Origin of the sequence: Mycobacterium sp. (assembly GCF_035633495.1) — a bacterium.
Taxonomy (GTDB): domain Bacteria; phylum Actinomycetota; class Actinomycetes; order Mycobacteriales; family Mycobacteriaceae; genus Mycobacterium.
Window position 1 is genome coordinate 32,741 of the sequence record NZ_DASQEU010000024.1, and the last position, 17,811, is coordinate 50,551.

11 protein-coding genes and 7 pseudogenes are annotated in these 17,811 nt (G+C 66.9%); 8 read left to right on the plus strand and 10 right to left on the minus strand.

The window, feature by feature from the left end:
* Window positions 1-76: 76 nt before the first annotated feature.
* Window positions 77-724, minus strand: a pseudogene (locus VET27_RS04830) (SDR family NAD(P)-dependent oxidoreductase); the annotation flags it as partial.
* A gap of 140 nt (window positions 725-864) precedes the next feature.
* Here VET27_RS04830 and VET27_RS04835 point away from each other — a divergent pair.
* The 4 genes from VET27_RS04835 to VET27_RS04850 are packed head-to-tail and all read left to right on the plus strand — an operon-like array spanning window position 865 to window position 6,541.
* Window positions 865-2,436, plus strand: coding sequence for a molybdopterin-dependent oxidoreductase (locus VET27_RS04835; protein WP_526515680.1), 1,572 nt, complete (start codon window positions 865-867; stop codon window positions 2,434-2,436).
* Window positions 2,437-2,483: 47 nt separating this feature from the next.
* Complete coding sequence (locus VET27_RS04840; RefSeq protein ID WP_526515682.1) at window positions 2,484-4,052, plus strand: ATP-dependent DNA ligase; 1,569 nt, start codon at window positions 2,484-2,486, stop codon at window positions 4,050-4,052.
* A gap of 54 nt (window positions 4,053-4,106) precedes the next feature.
* Window positions 4,107-6,404 (plus strand): carbon starvation CstA family protein, encoded by a 2,298-nt coding sequence (locus VET27_RS04845; protein WP_526515684.1) that lies wholly within the window; start codon window positions 4,107-4,109, stop codon window positions 6,402-6,404.
* The gene (locus VET27_RS04850) at window positions 6,350-6,541 is read left to right on the plus strand and encodes a YbdD/YjiX family protein (RefSeq protein ID WP_526515686.1); all 192 of its coding nucleotides are present in this window, start codon (window positions 6,350-6,352) and stop codon (window positions 6,539-6,541) included. Before VET27_RS04845 ends, VET27_RS04850 begins: the two co-directional genes overlap by 55 nt.
* Window positions 6,542-6,633: 92 nt before the next feature.
* Here VET27_RS04850 and VET27_RS04855 read toward each other — a convergent pair.
* From VET27_RS04855 to VET27_RS04865, 3 genes and pseudogenes are all read right to left on the minus strand, one after another.
* Window positions 6,634-7,868 (minus strand): annotated as a pseudogene (locus VET27_RS04855) (cytochrome P450).
* Window positions 7,865-8,101 carry a hypothetical protein gene (locus tag VET27_RS04860; protein WP_526515752.1) on the minus strand — a complete coding sequence of 79 codons (237 nt, stop codon included), beginning with the start codon at window positions 8,099-8,101 and terminating at the stop codon, window positions 7,865-7,867. Before VET27_RS04860 ends, VET27_RS04855 begins: the two are co-directional and overlap by 4 nt.
* A gap of 40 nt (window positions 8,102-8,141) precedes the next feature.
* Window positions 8,142-8,877, minus strand: a pseudogene (locus tag VET27_RS04865) (TIGR03617 family F420-dependent LLM class oxidoreductase); the annotation flags it as partial.
* Window positions 8,878-9,031: 154 nt separating this feature from the next.
* Between VET27_RS04865 and VET27_RS04870 the strand changes: the two are divergent.
* From VET27_RS04870 to VET27_RS04880, 3 genes and pseudogenes are all read left to right on the plus strand, one after another.
* A pseudogene (locus VET27_RS04870) lies at window positions 9,032-10,527 on the plus strand (acyl-CoA carboxylase subunit beta).
* The gene (locus VET27_RS04875) at window positions 10,524-10,904 is read left to right on the plus strand and encodes a lipocalin-like domain-containing protein (RefSeq protein WP_526515688.1); all 381 of its coding nucleotides are present in this window, start codon (window positions 10,524-10,526) and stop codon (window positions 10,902-10,904) included. Before VET27_RS04870 ends, VET27_RS04875 begins: the two are co-directional and overlap by 4 nt.
* Window positions 10,905-11,022: 118 nt before the next feature.
* Window positions 11,023-12,420 (plus strand): IS1380 family transposase, encoded by a 1,398-nt coding sequence (locus VET27_RS04880; RefSeq protein WP_526515690.1) that lies wholly within the window; start codon window positions 11,023-11,025, stop codon window positions 12,418-12,420.
* A gap of 168 nt (window positions 12,421-12,588) precedes the next feature.
* Here the strand turns inward: VET27_RS04880 and VET27_RS04885 are convergent, their stop codons facing one another.
* The 4 genes and pseudogenes from VET27_RS04885 to VET27_RS04900 all read right to left on the minus strand — a co-directional run bounded on the left by VET27_RS04885 (window position 12,589) and on the right by VET27_RS04900 (window position 15,381).
* Window positions 12,589-13,629, minus strand: coding sequence for a TIGR03857 family LLM class F420-dependent oxidoreductase (locus tag VET27_RS04885; protein WP_526515692.1), 1,041 nt, complete (start codon window positions 13,627-13,629; stop codon window positions 12,589-12,591).
* Window positions 13,626-14,006 (minus strand): nuclear transport factor 2 family protein, encoded by a 381-nt coding sequence (locus VET27_RS04890; protein ID WP_526515694.1) that lies wholly within the window; start codon window positions 14,004-14,006, stop codon window positions 13,626-13,628. The genes VET27_RS04885 and VET27_RS04890 overlap by 4 nt, the downstream gene beginning before the upstream one ends.
* A 429-nt stretch (window positions 14,007-14,435) precedes the next feature.
* Window positions 14,436-14,597 (minus strand): annotated as a pseudogene (locus VET27_RS04895) (SDR family NAD(P)-dependent oxidoreductase); the annotation flags it as partial.
* A gap of 22 nt (window positions 14,598-14,619) precedes the next feature.
* Window positions 14,620-15,381 (minus strand): enoyl-CoA hydratase/isomerase family protein, encoded by a 762-nt coding sequence (locus tag VET27_RS04900; RefSeq protein ID WP_526515696.1) that lies wholly within the window; start codon window positions 15,379-15,381, stop codon window positions 14,620-14,622.
* A gap of 273 nt (window positions 15,382-15,654) precedes the next feature.
* Between VET27_RS04900 and VET27_RS04905 the strand changes: the two genes are divergently transcribed.
* Window positions 15,655-16,425: a TetR/AcrR family transcriptional regulator gene (locus tag VET27_RS04905; RefSeq protein WP_526515698.1), complete on the plus strand. Its 771-nt coding sequence runs from the start codon at window positions 15,655-15,657 to the stop codon at window positions 16,423-16,425.
* A gap of 9 nt (window positions 16,426-16,434) precedes the next feature.
* Here the strand turns inward: VET27_RS04905 and VET27_RS04910 are convergent.
* Window positions 16,435-17,595 (minus strand): annotated as a pseudogene (locus tag VET27_RS04910) (thiolase family protein).
* A 79-nt stretch (window positions 17,596-17,674) separates the two neighbouring features.
* A pseudogene (locus VET27_RS04915) lies at window positions 17,675-17,794 on the minus strand (enoyl-CoA hydratase/isomerase family protein); the annotation flags it as partial.
* Window positions 17,795-17,811: the final 17 nt, after the last annotated feature.

Genomic DNA, 17,811 nt, shown 5'->3' on the forward strand with positions numbered 1-17,811 from the left:
CTCCCCCTACGCGATTTCGGCGCGGAAACGTTCGCGTGGCGACTGTTTGCGCGCCGAAATCACCCTACGTGGGGGCTTACTTCGGGGCGAAGCGTTGACCGGCGTCCAAGCGGATGCACTGGCCGTTGAGCATCGGGTTGTCCACGATCGCCAGCGCCAGCTTGGCGTACTCCTCCGGCTTGCCGAGGCGCTTCGGGAACGCCGCATCCTTGGTCAGCGCGCTGGCGAACTCGTCGGGGATGCCCTTGGTCAGGCCGGTGGCGAACAGGCTCGGCGCGATGGCCAGGACCCGGATGCCCAGGCTGCCCAGGTCGCGCGCCATGGTCAGGCACATCCCGGCGATCGCGGCCTTGGAGGCGGTGTAGGCCACCTGTCCGATCTGCCCCTCGAAGGCGGCGATCGACGCCGTGTTGATGATGACGCCGCGCTCCTCGGCCTCGTCGTCGACGGGCTCCTGCTTGCTCATCTGCCAGGCCGCGAGGCGGCTGATGTTGAACGTGCCGATTAGGTTGAGATCGACGCTCGCCCGGAACGACTCCAGGGGATGCGGGCCGTTCTTGCTGATGGTGCGCTCGCCGATGCCACCGCCCGCCGTGGTCACGATGACGTGCAGTCCGCCGAGTCCGTCGATCGCCTGCTGCAATACGTCTTCGGTGCCTGCGAAGTCGGTCACGTCGACCTCGTGGAAGCTCGCACCGATCCCGGCGGCGACGTCCCTGCCCCGACGCATCACCCACGATGATCGCCTTCTTGCCCGAGATCTTCATTAGCTCCCTTTCCAAAATGAGGTCAGACTGTAAAGCAACCTAACCGACGTCACTTTCCGGTAAGGCCTTCGGGTGGCGAAGTGGGTACCTTGGCGTCATGGCCGATACGGCTACCCGCCCGGAAGTGCCCAGCGACGTTCGTCCGAGTGGACTCACGGGTGTCGCCGCCGCGGCGGTGGCACTGGGAGTGGCTCAATTGAGCGCGGTTCCCTTCGGCCCACAGGCCGACTCCAGAACCGCGATCGGCTCGGCCGTCATCGACTTGACGCCGGGCCCGGTCAAGGAATGGGCTATCCAACTGTTCGGCACGTCCGACAAGCTGGCGCTGTCCATCCTGGTGTTGGTCGTCATCGCGGTGATCGCCGCCCTCACCGCGCAGTACGAGACACGTCGCAGACCCGTCGGCAGCATCGCGATAGTAGTTGCCGGGGCACTCGGCTGTGCCGCCGTAATCAGCCGGGCAGGCGCAACGCCGGTCGACGTGGTCCCCACGGTGATCGGCACGGTGTGCGGCGTGCTCGTGCTCCGGTTGCTCGTCTCCGGGCGTATCGCCAATGCGGCACCGCCGGCGGATGCGCCGTCGAGCGACTCGCCCGACCGGGGTCGACGGCTGTCGTTGGTGACGCTCGGTTTCATCGGCGCGGGAGCCGTCGCGGGTGTTGCGGGCGCGGTGCTCAACCGGCTGAACTCGTCGGTGGCGGGCGACCGCACGGCCTTCACCCTGCCGACCGCGGGCAGCACCGTGCCCGTCGCACCGCCTCCGTCAGTCCAGCCGCCCGGAGTGGCCCTGCCACCGTTCATCACTCCGAACGCCGACTTCTACCGCATCGACACCGCGTTGAGCGTGCCGCAACTCACCCGTGCGGACTGGCGTCTGAAGATTCACGGCATGGTCGATCGCGAAGTCACGTACACCTTCGACGATCTGCAACGGTTCGAGGTCGTCGAGCGAGTCGTGACACTGACGTGCGTCTCCAATCCCGTCGGCGGCGACCTCATCTCCAATGCCAAGTGGACGGGCTACCGCGTTCGAGACCTGTTGGCGGGGGCGGGCATTCAACCCGACGCCGACATGGTGATGTCGACGTCGATCGACGGGTTCACCGCGGGCACGCCGGTCGAGGCACTCACCGACCAGCGTGACGCCCTCCTGGCGATCGGCATGAACGACGCACCGCTGCCCATCGAGCACGGTTATCCGGCCCGCCTGGTCGTGCCCGGGTTGTACGGCTACGTCTCGGCGACCAAGTGGATCGTCGACCTGGAGCTCACCCGCTTCGATCGCGCCCAGGCGTACTGGACCCGGCTCGGGTGGTCGGCGCGCGGGCCGATCAAGACCCAGTCGAAGATCGAGGTCCCGAAGCGCGGTCAGGTCGTGCCCCGCGGCCCGGTCACCTTCGGCGGCGTGGCCTGGGCGCAACAGCGGGGCATCAAGGCGGTCGAGGTGCGCATCGACGACGGGCCCTGGCGGCCGGCGGAGCTCGGGGCGAGCTATTCGAACGACACCTGGCGGCTGTGGAGTTTTCCCTGGCAGCCCAATGACCCTGGCTCGCACGCGATTACGGTGCGCGCGACCGATGGCACCGGCACCGTACAGACCTCCGAGACCGCCGACGTGGTACCCGACGGGGCGACCGGCTGGCACACGGTGACGTTCGACGTCGCCTGACGCCGACCACCACCCGCGTTGCCCGACCTTCATGCCAAGCTGGTCACGTGCTGCTCGTCGCCGTCGCCACCACGTCCGCCGAGGTCGGTGCCGTCTCGGCGCGCTCGGCCAAGATCAGTCGCATCGCGGACCTGCTGACCGCAGCCGCCGCGGCGGCCGATCCCGATCTCGTCGCCGTCGTGGTCGCCTGGCTCTCCGGTGAGTTGCCCCAGCGTCAGATCGGCGTGGGCTGGGCCGCTCTCCGCGCGCTGCCGCCCGCCGCCGCGGAGCCCTCGTTGACGGTGTCGGGCGTCCACGCCACGTTCACCGAGATCGGGCTCGTCTCGGGCAAGGGCTCGCAGGTCCGTCGGTCCGAGTTGCTGACTGGGCTGTTCGAAGCGTCCACCGAGGCTGAGCAGACGTTCCTGCGCCGCCTTCTCAGCGGCGAGTTGCGCCAAGGCGCCCTCGTCGGCGTGATGGCAGACGCCGTCGCCAAGGCCGCCGGCGTTCCTGCGGCCGAGGTTCGACGGGCCGCGATGCTGGGCGGCGATCTACCGACCGTCGCGGCGGCGGCCCTGACCCACGGCAGGGCCGCCCTCGCCGAGTTCGCCCTCCAAGTCGGCCGCCCGGTCGGTCCCATGCTCGCCCAGACGGCGACCGGAGTAGAGGATGCACTCGAAAAGCTCGGCGGGACAGCCGTCTTCGAGGCCAAGCTTGACGGCGCCCGGGTTCAGATTCACCGCGCCGGTGACATCGTGTCGATCTACACCCGCAGCCTCGATGACATCACGGCACGGCTACCCGAGGTGGTCGACGCCGCCCTCGCCCTCCCGATCGACGAGTTCATTGCCGACGCGGAAGCGATCGCCCTGCGACCCGACGGCCGGCCACACCGGTTCCAGGTGACGGCGTCACGGTTCGGGCGCGGCGGTGGCCGCGGTGGGCGAGACCGGACGGCCGACGTCGAGGCGGCCCGAGCCGCCCAGCCGCTGTCGGTGTTCTTCTTCGACCTGTTGCGTCTCGACGGCGCCGACCTGCTGGACCTGCCGACGACGGAGCGACTCGCCGCCCTCGATGCGATCGTGCCTGCCGCGCAACGAGTCGACCGAGTGAGCACCTCCGAGGGTGAGGCCGCGGCGACCTTCCTCGCGGCGACCCTGCAGGCCGGGCACGAAGGGGTGATGGCGAAGTCGCCGACCGCGCCGTACGAGGCGGGTCGTCGCGGCGCCGGCTGGCTCAAGGTCAAACCCGTGCACACCCTCGACCTCGTCGTGCTGGCGGTCGAGTGGGGCTCGGGCAGGCGCACCGGCAAGCTCTCCAACATCCACCTCGGTGCGCGCGACCCGGCGACGGGCGGATTCATCATGCTGGGCAAGACGTTCAAGGGCATGACGGACGAGATGCTGGCCTGGCAGACCGTCCGGTTCACCGAGCTCGCCGAAGGTCCGACGGACGGCTACGTCGTCAAGGTGCGACCCGAGCAGGTGGTCGAGATCGCCCTCGACGGGGTGCAGACGTCGAGCCGGTACCCGGGCGGAATGGCACTGCGCTTCGCGCGCGTGCTGCGCTACCGAGACGACAAGGGCCCCGCCGACGCCGACACCATCGGTACCGTGCGGACCCTGTACGAGACCTGAACGAATGGGGGCGTTTCCGCCAAACGACCCTGCCCGCGGTGAAAGGATCGGGCCATGGCCTCACCCCCATTACCGGCCGCCGCGGAACGTCTGGAAGAAACCGACGGCGACCTCACCTATGTCCGCACCGACGCCGGCCTGCCGCCGGTGGCGATCATCGACCGCTCACCGATCACCGCGAAACACAAGATCGTCTTCGCCGTCATCGCACTCGTCGGAGCGGTCGCCTGGGCGATCATCGCCTTCTTCCGCGGCGAGACGGTGAGTGCGGTCTGGTTCGTCATCGCCGCGATCTGCACCTACGTCATCGGTTTCCGGTTCTATGCCCGCCTCATCGAGATGAAGATCGTCAAACCCCGCGACGAGCAGGCCACCCCAGCCGAGGTGTTCGAGAACGGCACTGACTACATGCCCACCGACCGGAGGGTGCTGTTCGGTCACCACTTCGCTGCGATCGCGGGCGCAGGACCCCTGGTCGGGCCGGTGCTCGCCATGCAGATGGGCTACCTCCCGGGCACCATCTGGATCATCGTCGGCGCGGTGGTGGCTGGCTGCGTGCAGGACTACCTGGTGCTGTCGATCTCGGTCCGGCGCCGCGGCCGCTCCCTCGGCCAGATGGCGCGCGACGAGTTGGGTACGGTCGGCGGCGTCGCCGCGATCGTGGGCGTGCTGGTGATCATGGTGATCCTGCTGGCGGTGCTCGCCCTCGTCGTCGTCAATGCCCTCGCCGAAAGCCCGTGGGGCGTGTTCTCCATCGCGATGACCATCCCGATCGCCGTCTTCATGGGCCTCTACCTTCGGTTCCTGCGACCGGGTCGGGTCTCGGAGGTCTCGCTGATCGGTGTCGTGCTGTTGCTGCTGGCCGTGGTGTCCGGCGGTTGGGTGGCTGAAACCGCTTGGGGCGTCGACTGGTTCACCCTCTCGAAGGTGACGCTGTCGTGGTGCATCATCGTCTACGGCCTCGCCGCGTCGGTGTTGCCGGTCTGGCTGTTGCTGGCCCCGCGTGACTATCTGTCGACCTTCATGAAGGTCGGTACCATCATCCTGCTCGCCATCGGCATTCTCATCGCCCGCCCGATCATGGAGGCGCCCGCGGTCTCGACGTTCGCCAGCAGTGGTACGGGGCCGGTGTTCGCTGGTTCTCTGTTTCCGTTCCTGTTCATCACCATCGCGTGCGGCGCACTTTCCGGCTTCCACGCGCTCATCTCCTCCGGCACGACGCCCAAGCTGCTGGAGAAGGAAAGCCAGATGCGGCTGATCGGCTACGGCGGCATGCTGACGGAGTCCTTCGTCGCGATCATGGCGCTGATCACCGCCGCCATCATCAACCAGCACCTCTACTTCGCCATCAACGCGCCCACCGCGCAGACCGGGACCACCGCGCAGACCGCGGCCGACTACGTCAACGGCCTCGGGCTGTCGGGATCCCCGATCACCGGTGACGAGATCACCGCAGCGGCGGAGGGCGTGGGCGAGGACACGATCGTCTCGCGCACGGGCGGCGCGCCCACCCTGGCATTCGGCATGTCCGAGGTGTTGCACCAGGTCTTCGGCGGCACGGGCCTCAAGGCGTTCTGGTACCACTTCGCGATCATGTTCGAGGCGCTGTTCATCCTCACCACGGTCGACGCGGGCACCCGTGTCGCGCGGTTCATGTTGTCCGACGGCCTGGCCAATCTCGGTGGGCCACTGAAGAAGTTGCGCAATCCGAGCTGGCGCGTCGGTGCGTGGGCCTGCAGCATCATCGTGGTGGCCGCGTGGGGCAGCATCCTGCTGATGGGCGTCACCGATCCCCTGGGCGGCATCAACACGCTGTTCCCGTTGTTCGGCATCGCCAACCAGCTGCTGGCCGCCATCGCGCTGACCGTCGTCACGGTCGTGGTGATCAAGCGCGGACTGCTGAAATGGGCGTGGATTCCAGGTATTCCGCTCGGGTGGGACCTGATCGTGACGATGACGGCTTCTTGGCAGAAGATCTTCTCCGGTGATCCGAAGCTCGGCTACTGGACTCAGCACTTCCAGTACCGCGACGCCAAGGACGCGGGCAAGACGGCGTTCGGCGCGGCCAAGAACTCGGACCAGCTCGACGCCGTCATCCGCAACACGTTCATCCAGGGCACACTGTCGATCGTGTTCGCCGTCCTGGTGGTGATCGTGTTCGCCGCCGGAGTCGTCATGGCGCTCAAGGCCATCCGGGGAACTGGACGCCCGCTGAGTGAGGAAGAACCCGTGCCGTCGCGCATCTTCGCCCCCTCGGGCATGATCCCGACCGCCGCCGAGAAGGAGGTGCAGAAGCAATGGGACGCGTTACCTCAATCGGCCGCCAGATCGGTTGGTACTGGAGCTCACTGATGGGCGACAACCACTATCAGCGCTACGTCGCCCATCGGGCGCGCACCCATCCCGGCGAACCCGTGATGTCCGAACGGGACTACTGGCGGATGCGCCACGACGCCACGGAGCGCAACCCGCAGTCCCGCTGCTGCTGACCAATCTCTCTCGCTCTCTCGCGCGAGCGTGCGTGTCTGCGGCCGACACGCCGCGTCAGAACCCGACTTCACGCACGCTCGCGCCTGCCTAGTCAGAACAACTCGTAGCGGATCGGCAGATGCTTGAGGCCGCCGACGAAGATCGTCGCCGTGTGTTCGGGTTCGCCGGCCAACGCGATCGACTTCAGTCGCGGAACCAGCGCCGAGAAGAAGCTGTTCATCTCCATCCGAGCCAACGCCGCACCGAGGCAGAAGTGCACGCCGTAACCGAACGCCACGTGCTTGTTAAGGTCGGGCCCGATGTCGAAGCGAAACGGGTCGGTGAATACGTCCTCGTCGCGGTTGCCCGACGGATGGGAGAGCAGCACCGACTCCCCGGCCGCGATCGGCACACCACGAATCATGTTGTCCTTGCTCGCCGTTCGCATGAACTCCTTGACCGGGGTGACCCAGCGGATCATCTCCTCGCTCGCCAGCCCCATCAGGCTCGGCTCGTCGATGAGCCGAAGTAGCTGGTCGGGGTTCTCGATGAGCGCCTGCACCCCGCCGGAGATGGTCGCGCTCGTCGTGTCGTGGCCCGCGGTCGCGATGATCACGTAGTACGACACCGTGTCGACGTCGGACAGCGACTCACCATCGACGAGGGCGTTCGCGATCGCTGACGCCAGATCCTCGGTGGGCTGCTCGCGGCGCGCGGCAGTCAGCGCCGTGAAGTACCCGAACATGTCGAGCAGCACGGCGAGCTGGTCCTCCTTGGAAGCGCCCGCGCTGAACTCCGCATCGTCGTTGCCGAACAGTTCCTGGGTGTACTGCAGCATGCGTGGGAAGTCCGACTCGGGCACCCCCAACAGCGACATGATCACGAACAGCGGGAAGTTCACCGCCACTTCCTGCACGAAGTCGCATTCCGGACCCACGCCGCCATGTGGTCGACGTACCGCGTCGCAAGCTCGTCCACGCGAAGTTTCATGGCGCGCATGGCCTTCGGGCGGAACCAGTCGACGCCGATCGCCCGCACCACGCGGTGCTGCGGATCGTCCACGTGGATCAGCGTGCTGATGCCGACGCCGGCTTGGAGTTCGTCGGACTCCGCGGTCATCAGGACGGGCCGAGGCGAGTTGGTGAACACGTCGTTCGCGCGCTCGATCGCCATGATGTCGGCGTGCTTGGTGACGGCCCAGAACGGTCGATAGTTCGGCACGTCGACCCAGGACACGGGCGCCGTGGCGCGCAGATGACTGAGCGCTCGGTGCAGGGCCGCCTCGTCGGTGTAGGCGAGCGGGTCCGCCAGCAGCTTGGCGGCCTCGTCCATGATCGGCGTGCTCATCGATTGCTCCTATCGCTCTCGTTCCCAACCACTCCCGCTGCCGCACTCCCCTTGCGCACTTCGTCGAGCACCTCGTCGATGGCCTCCTCCGACAGTCCGGCCGGGAAGGCGGGAAGCACCCGGTCGATGACGCCTTCGCAACGCACCCTCAGCGCCGCAGCCACGTCCGACAGTGGAGCGACGACGGCGAACGCCTGCAGTACGTCCTCGTCGACGAGTGCCCCCCATGGCATCCCATCGTCCTTCCCTCGACATCCGGTGCAACTCGGTGTGCAGGTCACCCCACCCGTGGAGATCGAGGACCCTGCGGTAGGCGGGCGTCGAGCCGTAGAAGGCGATCTGCTTGCGGGTGGCCGTGGCGGCCTGCACCATGTGATCCTCCGTCTCGCCGCTGACGACGAAGACGGGACACGACACCTGAAAGGCGTTGCGATCGCGTCCTGCTCGTTGCAGGCCCCGCAACAGCGCCGGCATCGTGACCTCGTCGGAGTAGCGCTTCGTGGTGAACGCGTGAGCCAGCAGACCGTCGGCGACCTCACCGCTCATCTCCGTCATCGCCTCACCCACGGCGGCGATGAACACCTTCGGAAACTCGTGCGGCATCGGTTCCGGGGTGAACATCGGGGTCATCAACCGATGCGTGTAGAACTCGCCGTCGGAATGCCAGCCTGCTACCGTCCTGCCACGCGGTCCAGATCGCCTGCAGCGCTTGGACGAACTCCCGCATGCGTCGGACCGGATGGCTCCACGGCATGCTGAAGCGCTTCTCGACGTGTGCGCGCACCTGGGTGCCGAGGCCCAGGTTGAACCGTCCGGCGGAGTAGGACTGCAGATCCCAGCCGAGATTGGCGACACTCATCGGGTTGCGTGCGAAGGCGACGGCGATGCTGGTTCCGACCTGGAGACGCGACGTGTGCTCGGCGGCCAGCGTCACCGGTAGGAACCGATCATGGTTGATCTCGCCCGCCCAGCAGCCGTCGTAGCCACGCCGTTCGAGTGCCCCGACCATCGCTGGGACTCGGCTGAGTTCACTGGGTATGTCCCGGTCGATCTTGAGCCCCCAGCCCCGCTCACCGCAGTGGTCGACGCTACAGTAAGCAATTCAGTATGGTCAACGCCGATACCGCGGACGGCATCGGCACCCACCTGTGAGGATGGCTCCCGTGACGAAGGCGCAGGATTGGCAGGACACCCTCGACGACCTCGAGCGGCGCCGCAACCACACCTGGGCGATGGTGGCACCGAGCGACTCGCCAGGCACCACGACAAGGGCAAGCTCGACGCCCGCGCCCGCCTCGACCGACTGCTCGACAAGGGGTCGTTCCGCGAAATCGGCACCCTGGTCGGCGGTGAGATCGCCGCCGACGGCATCGTCGTCGGCTCCGGACTGCTCAACGGCTCACGCGTCATGGTCGGCGCGGAAGACTTCACCACGTTGGCGGGCAGCATCGGCCCCGGTGGCAACTCCAAGCGCTACCGCATCGCCGAACTCGCTCTGCAGAACCGGATTCCGCTCGTGATGCTGCTCGAAGGCGCAGGCTTCCGGCCCACCGGCGGTCACTACGGGCGCACGCCGACCGACCTGCTCGCGCAGGCGAAGTGCTCGGGACGCGTTCCCACCGTCGCTGCCGTGCTTGGTCCGTCAGCGGGGCACGGTGCGCTGGTGGCTCCGGTGTGCGACTTCAGGATCATGAGCCGCCAGGGCGCGATCTTCACCGCGGGACCGCCGGTGGTCAAGGAGTCGACGGGAGAGGACATCTCGAAGGAGGATCTCGGCGGCCCGAACGTCGCGCTCCAAAGTGGGGTGATCCACAACGTCGGCGGGGACGACGAGTCCGTGATCGACGACATTCGTCGATACCTGTCCTATTTCCCGCCCAGCGCCTGGTCCTATCCCCCCGCACAACCCGCCGACGAGTCGACGGCCCCACGGCCCACCCCCGAACTACTCGACGTCATCTCGCAGGACAACCGCCGGGTGTACGACATGCGCGCCGTGCTGAACGTGATCTTCGATCGCCCAGACTGGTTCGAGGTGCAGCCGCGATTCGGCAGGGCCATCATCTGCGGGCTCGCCCACCTCGGCGGCCATCCGGTCGCCGTCGTCGCCAATCAACCAGAGGTGATGGCCGGTTCTATCGATTCGGATGCCGCCGACGAGGCCGCGCACTTCATCATGGTCGCCGACTCGTTCCACCTGCCGAGCGTGTTCCTCGCCGACAACCCCGGCATGATGCCGGGCAGCCGATCGGAGAGCGCGGGCGCATTGCGCAGCGGTGCAAGAATGTTCGCGGCACAGACCACGGCTACCACGCTGAAGCTGCACGTCACCCTGCGCAAGGCCTACGGATTCGGGTCCATGGTCATGTCCCTGCTGGGATTCGACGACCAGGTCGCGACGTGCGCCTACCCCGGCGCCACGATGAACGCCACGAGCGCCGCTGCGCTGAGTCTTGCCACGCACGCGGAGGACGATTTCAGCAGCAAGCTACGCGACGCCGAACTCGAGGCGTCCTATCGTTCGGCCGAGCATCTCGGCTTCGACGAACTGATCGATCCGCGCGAGACCCGTGACGCTCTGCTGGCGGGCCTGCAGCGCGGCCTCTCGAGCAGACAGGCCGCCGCGAAACCCGTCAATCGCACCGTCATCCTGCCGTGACGTCGCTTCGGGATGCCGTCCTCGGCGCGTGGGAGTTGGTGTCGTTCGTCGCTCGTGATCCCGCTACCGGCGAGGAGCGCCACCCGCTCGGCAGCGCACCTCGGGGCCTGATCCTCTACACCGCAGACGGATTCACGTCGGCCCAGCTGGCGAAGTCGGACATGAGCCAGTACGTCGCGTACGGCGGCCGATTCACCGTCGACGAGGCGACGTCGACCCTTCACCACGAGGTGACCATGTCGATGATGCCGGAACTGTTGGCGCAGGCGCAGTTTCGGCAGGCGAGTGTCGACGGCGACCTCCTGACGCTGTCCGCCACCACCACGGACGCGGGGGGCACCGCGACGCACGCCCGCCTAATGTGGCGGCGGGCCTAGCCTGGATTTTGCATGAAAGTCGCCGTGAAACGGGTGTTAATTAGCGAAAGTGCCTGTCCTGCAGGGAATAATGAGACTTCTCTAGGGTCCAGAATTCCGGCGGGAAGGCACTTCGCAAGTGAAGAGTATCGCAGCGGTTTCCCGGGTGAAAGTGTCCGCCGACGGCCGCGGAGTCGTGTCGCATGCCGGGACCGGGATGCTGCGCGAGTGCGCGGAGTTGACCGGGCTCCCGGCGCGGGTCACCGCGGTGCTGGCCGACACCTACCGCGGTCCGTGGACCCATGCCCCCGGTGCGGTGTTCGCTGATCTGGCCGCCGCGGTCGCCGGCGGGGCGAACTGCATCGACTCCGTCGGGCAGAGCTGCGGTGATCGCGAACACGTCTTCGGCCCGGCCGCCTCGACGACCACGATGTGGCGCCTGGTCGATGCCCGGGTCGACGCCGCGCATCTGCCCGGCATCCGGGCGGCCCGCGCCCATGCCCGCCAGCAGGCGTGGGCGGCCGGGGCGGCCCCCGAACCGGGGCAACCGCTGATCCTCGACATTGATGCCACCATCACCATCGACCATTCCGATGGTAAGCAGAAAGCGGCCCCGACGTGGAAGAAGACGTTCGGCCATCACCCGTTGCTGGTGTTCCTGGACCGCCCCGAGATCGCCGGCGGTGAAGCGCTGGCCGGGCTGCTGCGCCCCGGCAACGCCGGGTCCAACACTGCCGCTGATCACCTCACCGTGCTGCGGTGGGCCCTTGAGTCGCTACCGGCCGGCTACCGGCCCACCCCCGAGTATGCCGGCGGGCCCAAAATTCTGGTGCGCTGCGATTCCGCCGGGGCTACCCACAGCTTCGCCACGGCCTGCCGAACCGCCGGGGTGGGGTTCTACTTCGGCTACGCCGTGGACATCCGGGTACGGGACGCCGCGGAAACCCTCACCGAGGGCCACTGCTGGTACCCGGCGATCGAGGCCGGCGATGACCTGCGCGAGGGCGCCTGGGTCGCCGAGGCCACCGACCTGGTCGACATGAGCGGCTGGCCGGCCGGGACCCGGCTGATCCTGCGCAAGGAACGCCCGCATCCCGGCGCGCAACTGAACTTCACCGACTCCGACGGGCACCGCGTCACCGCCTTCATCACCGACACCGGCCACGGTGTCATCCCGGGCCAGATCGGCGGCCTGGAACTACGCCACCGCCAACACGCCCGGGTGGAGGACCGGATCCGTCAAGCCAAGGCCACCGGCCTGCGCAACCTGCCCTGTCACCGCGCCGACGCGAACGCCGCCTGGCTGGAAATCATCCTGGCAGCAACCGATTTGGTGGCCTGGACGAAATTGATCGGCTTCACCGACCACCCCACACTCGCCACCTGCGAGATCGACACCTTCCGCTACCGGGTCCTGCACGTCGCCGCCCGCATCACCCGCGGCGCCCGCCAAACCCGGCTACGCATCGACGCCACCTGGCGCTGGGCCACCGCCATCACCGCAGCCTGGCAACGACTCCGGGCCGCCTTCCCCTGACCACCCCAACACCTTGCCCCACCGACCCGAAAGACCAACCGGCCCTTGGAAAGCCCGCCCACCGAGCGACACCGGCCGATCACCCAACGCCCACCCACCAAAACAACCTCTACAAGCCCGCCCGAACCGGCAATCACACCGTCAGCACCGCCGCGCGAAAAATCGAGGCTAGGACGCCCGGTACGCCGTGACGATCGGTTCCAGTTCGTCGGGCGTGGCACCGTGCAGGATCACCGCGTCGGCGCCGTAGTCGAACTCCTGGCGGATCCGATCGACGCACTGCTGCGCCGTTCCCGTCGCCGATGGCTCGAGCCACTCGTCCGGGATCAGGGTCGCGATGTGCTCGATCTGCGCGGCCGTCGCCTTGTGGTCGATGCCACCGGGCACCGACGTCACCACGGGATCCTCCCGGAAGCGTTGGAGCACAGCCGGATCCCACCCGTTGGTGGACACCAGCAGATCGCCATAGCCCTGGAGGTAGGTCGCCAGCCGGGCGACCGTCTTCTTCAACCGCAACTCCTCCGGTAGATGGTCACCGACGGTGGCGAAGCAGGACCACACCTTCACGCCGTCCGGGTCGCGGCCCGCCTTCTCGGCCGCGTCCTTGACGGTCTTCACGCTGCGCTGCAAGGTCTCCGGGGTGAAGTAGGTGTGCAGGATGACGTCGTCGAACTCACGTCCCCCCAGTGCCAGCGTCTGCGGGCCGAAGGCCACCAGACCCAACCGGATGTCCTCGTCGAAGTCGGGATCCAAGAACAGCAACTGGTACTTGCCGATCGGCCCGTCGTGGTTGAACACCACCTCGCCATGCCAAAGCTTGCGCATCACCTGGGCGAAGTCCTCCATTTGGGCCGTGGTGACCGCAGGCACCCCGAAGGCGTCGTACATCGCCGCAATCCCGCGGCCAATGCCGAGCGTGAATCGCCCACCGGACAGTCGATGCATCGTGGTGGCCCACGATCCGGTGATCAGCGGGTGGCGAGTGTTGTGATTGGTTGCGGCGGTGGCGATCTGCATGCGGTTCGTCACCGCACACGCCGCACCCACCAGCGACGAGGCCTCCTTGACGTTCCACCGCTCCGAGATGAACGCTGTTCCGAAGCCGAGTTCCTCACCGCGTCGAGCCTCGTCCATCAGCGATGCCGGACCCTCACCACCCGCCCCGGCCAGCAGGTAGTACCCCAGTTCGTCGAGCACCCGTTCGCTCATTCCCATACTCCCAGCTTGTAGCCGCAGTTCCAGACTTCGACGATCTGACCGTTGACGACGCGGAACACCTCGATGCTCGCGACCTTCACTTCGTTGTCGCCCTTGGCCATGGTCGAATCCCACACCATGGCGACGTGCTCGCCGTCGCCGCCGTCGATGACGATGTTCAGGTCGAACCGCAACGAGTCCATCTCGGCCCAGGTGTCGGTGACCCGCTTGAGTGCCTGTGCCCGAGTCAGCGTGTGCGATTCGCCGACGTCGTGACGAACCATGGTGTCGGCGATCAACTCCTCGGCCAAGTCGAACCTCTTCCCGTTCCATAGTTCGAGGTTGTAGGCCTCCACCACTTCACGCGCAGACCGAATCGGACTAGTCATCGAACACCTCCACTGCGTCGATGTCGTCGATGGTGGCCGCGGCGCGGTCGACCGTTCGGGCAACACATCCCAACCCACCAGAGCGACGACGGGCAACACGATCATGTACGCCACTGCGAACCGGTAGTGCCGCTACGCATCGTCGAACCCGTAGCCCCGCACACCCAGGGCGACGAGGCGGTTCAGATAGGTCCTGACCAGTTCCTCGTCATGACCCGACCGGATGGAGGTCGGCAAGCCCTGGCTGACCAGATACCCGAGGTCGATCTTGCACCGGTCGCCGGCGAAGAACACGTTGTCCGCGCGAATGTCGCCGTGTACCAGCATGCCCTGCTCGGTCAGCACGGAGAGTGCGATGGCGGCCCTGTCGGGGAAGCGTTCCGCGTGGCGGGTGACTCGGGATGAGACGTCCGCGTCCGAATGTGCGCGGCTGCCGAGACGGCTCAGTTCGTCGACGGCCTCGTCGAGGACGGTCTGCGACCGGCCGACGAGGGCCACCCGCGCACCGTCCTCCGCGAGACATCGTGCCGTCGCCAACCCCATGCCTCGCCGGCCACCGACGGCGGTGGCGCATGCGAAGCCCAGATCCACGGCGCGGCCCGGTGTGCGAGCGTCAAGAACCAGTCCAGTTCGGCGCTCGCTTCTCCGCGAACGCCGTCGCACCCTCCATGGCGTCCTTCGACGAGAAGACCGGCATGATCAGTTCCTGTTGCTTCTTCCACATCTCGTCTTCGCTCCAACCGGCAGACTTCACGATGACATCCTTGGTCACCGCCACGGCCAGCGGTCCGTTGGCCGAAATGCGTTCGGCGAGAGCCAATGCGCCTGCGAGTGCTTCACCAGGTTCGGTGAGGACGTTGACGAATCCCCACTGGGCCGCCTGCTCGGCCGTGAAGCTCTCACCGGTCAACGCCAGTTCGAGGGCCTTCTGGTAGGGAATCCGGTGGGGCAGTCGCAGCAGTCCGCCGCCCGCCGCCACCAGGCCACGCTTGACCTCGGGGATGCCGAACTTCGCGACCTTCGACGCCACCACCAGATCGGTCGCCAGCACGATCTCGGTCCCACCGGCAAGCGCATAGCCCTCGACGGCCGCGATCACCGGCTTGCGCGGTGGTCGTTCGGTGAAGCCGATCCCCCGTCCGGGTATCGACGGGACCTCGCCTGCCAAGAACGCCTTCAGGTCCATCCCGGCGCAGAAGTTGCCGCCGGCCCCCGTCACGATCGCCACCGACAGCTCGGGGGTGCCGTCGAGTTCGTCCATCGCGTCGGCGAGGCCCTGTGCGACGGCCAGATTGAAGGCGTTGCGTGCCTCCGGTCGATTGATCGTGATGACGAGCGTGCGCCCTTGGCGCTCGGTCAGAACTTCGTCGGCCACGTTGCCCCTCTTGTCCATTCGATTGCTTCGAGACCCGTTACCCGGTGAAACTTACTATGGGCATTTCGATAGCCTCCGACGGGGCGAATCCGCTGGCCGCTCGAGGCCCCGACATCGCCTCCGCCAAACGACGACGGCCTATCGAATGCCTACCGGTAAGGTTCACGGTGGTGTTCGCGGGGTCGACACGCATTCGTCGTCAGAGGTCACGGATGCGTTTTCGGTAGATTGTGTTCCGCCGAACCCGAGCGAGTCATCCGATGGAGGTGCCAGGTGGCCAAGCAAGTGACCGCCGAAAAGCGTCAACGACGCGAGCGCGGCTCCATCAATCCCGACGACATCATCAAGGGCGCGTTCGAGCTCGCCGAGACGGTCGGCATCGACAACCTCAGCATGCCGTCGCTGGGCAAGCACCTCGGGGTGGGCGTGACGAGCATCTACTGGTACTTCCGCAAGAAGGATGATCTGCTCAACGCCATGACCGATCGCGCACTCAGGCAGTACGTGTTCGCCACCCCGTACGTCGAGGCCAAGGACTGGCGCGAGACGCTGCGCAACCACGCGCGCGTCATGCGAAAGACAATCCTGGGCAACCCGATTCTGTGCGACCTCATTCTGATCCGATCGGCCCTCAGCCCGCGGGCCGCCAAGCTCGGCGTGATCGCCGTGGAGAAGGCCATCGTAAGCCTGGCCGAGGCCGGGCTATCCCCGCAGGACGCCTTCGACACGTACTCCGCCGTCTCGGTGCATGTACGCGGATCCGTGGTGCTGCAACGTCTCTACGACAAGAACCGGTCCACCGCCGATGGACCCGGCGACTTCGAAGAGGCGATGGTCATCGACCCAGAGACCGCGCCACTGCTGGCCAAGGTCACCAATGAAGGTCACCGGATCGGCGCGTCCGACGAGAAGAACTTCGAGTACGGCCTCGATTGCATCCTCGACCATGCCGAACGGTTGATCGACGAACAGTTGTCGGCGAAGTCGGCTACGGCGCGACGTCGCAAGGCGACCACCCCGCGACGCAAGGCCGACACCCGCTGAGGCTGGTCCTCAGACCTCCACCACGACGGCGCCGCCCTGGCCGCCACCCGCGCACATCGCGGCCACGCCGATACCGCCACCAAGACGCTGCAGCTCGTAGATCAGCGTGGTCACCATGCGCGCACCGGACGCCGCGATCGGATGCCCGAGGCTGCAACCGCTTCCGGAGAAGTTCACCAGCTCCTCGTCGAGGCCGTACTCCTTGCAGGCGGCGATGGGGACCGACGCAAAGGCCTCGTTGATCTCCCACAGCGCGACGTCGGACGGCTTCAGCCCGGCCCGGTCGAGCACCTTGCCGATGACCTTCACCGCGCCCAGTCCCGTGTCGCGGGGCGGAACGCCCGCGGCGCCCCAGGCCTTCACCGTGGCCATCACCGACAACCCCTCGGCAACGGCGTAGTCGAGATCGACCACGGCGACGGCCGCACACGCATCGTTTGTTCCGCTGCTGTTGCCCGCGGTGATGGAGAAGCCCTCGATCTCGGGGTGCAGCACCTTGAGCCCGGCGAGCTTCTCCGCGGTGGTGTCGCGGCGCGGATGCTCATCGACGCTGAACTCGATGACGGAGCCGTCCGGCATCTCGATCTTCAACTGAATGATCTCGTCGGCGAACTTGCCCGCGTCCATTGCGGCGATCGAGCCGCCCACGCGTCCATCTGCTCGCGGGTGATGCCCAGCGCCTGAGCGGTGTTCTCCATCCCACTGTGATCGACATGTCCTTGGCGGGCGCGTCCGGCGTCTCAACGTGCGTCGGCGGCATCCACCGCTCCTCGAACTTCAACTCCGGGCCGGGGATGCGCCAGTTCGTCAGAGGCGTCATGGAGAGTGACTGCACCCCGCCGGCGATCAGTGCGCGTTCCATGCCGGAGCCGATCTGCGCCGACGCATTGCCGATGGCAGTGAGGCTGCCTGCGCAATGCCGTTTACCGATTGGCCGGGCACGTGCGACATCCCGGTCGCGTCCGCCGCATAGCGGGCCAGGTCACCGCCGCCGTAGTGCGATTCGGCGAAGATGATGTCATCGATGTCGGCCGGATCGATGCCGGACCTGCGGACCACCTCGGGCAGGACTGTCGTGATCAGCGTCTCGGGGGGCGTGTTGACCAGCGTGCCCTTGAAGGACCGACCGATCGCAGTACGGACGGCTCCACGATGACGGGGTGTTGACATATCTCACGACCTAGGGTTTCGGCGTTGACGACGTTACAAAAGTAGCAGTGATTGTATCGCGATGACCAAGTGATGACGGTCACTCCGGCTCCAGCAAGTGCAAGTGCTCGTCGCGTATAGGAAACGCCTCCTTGGTCCCGTGCTGGGCGCGGGTCTTGACGAAACTGAACTCGCACTCGGCGAACTGCAGGTTGGTGCCCGACTCTGCTCGACGAG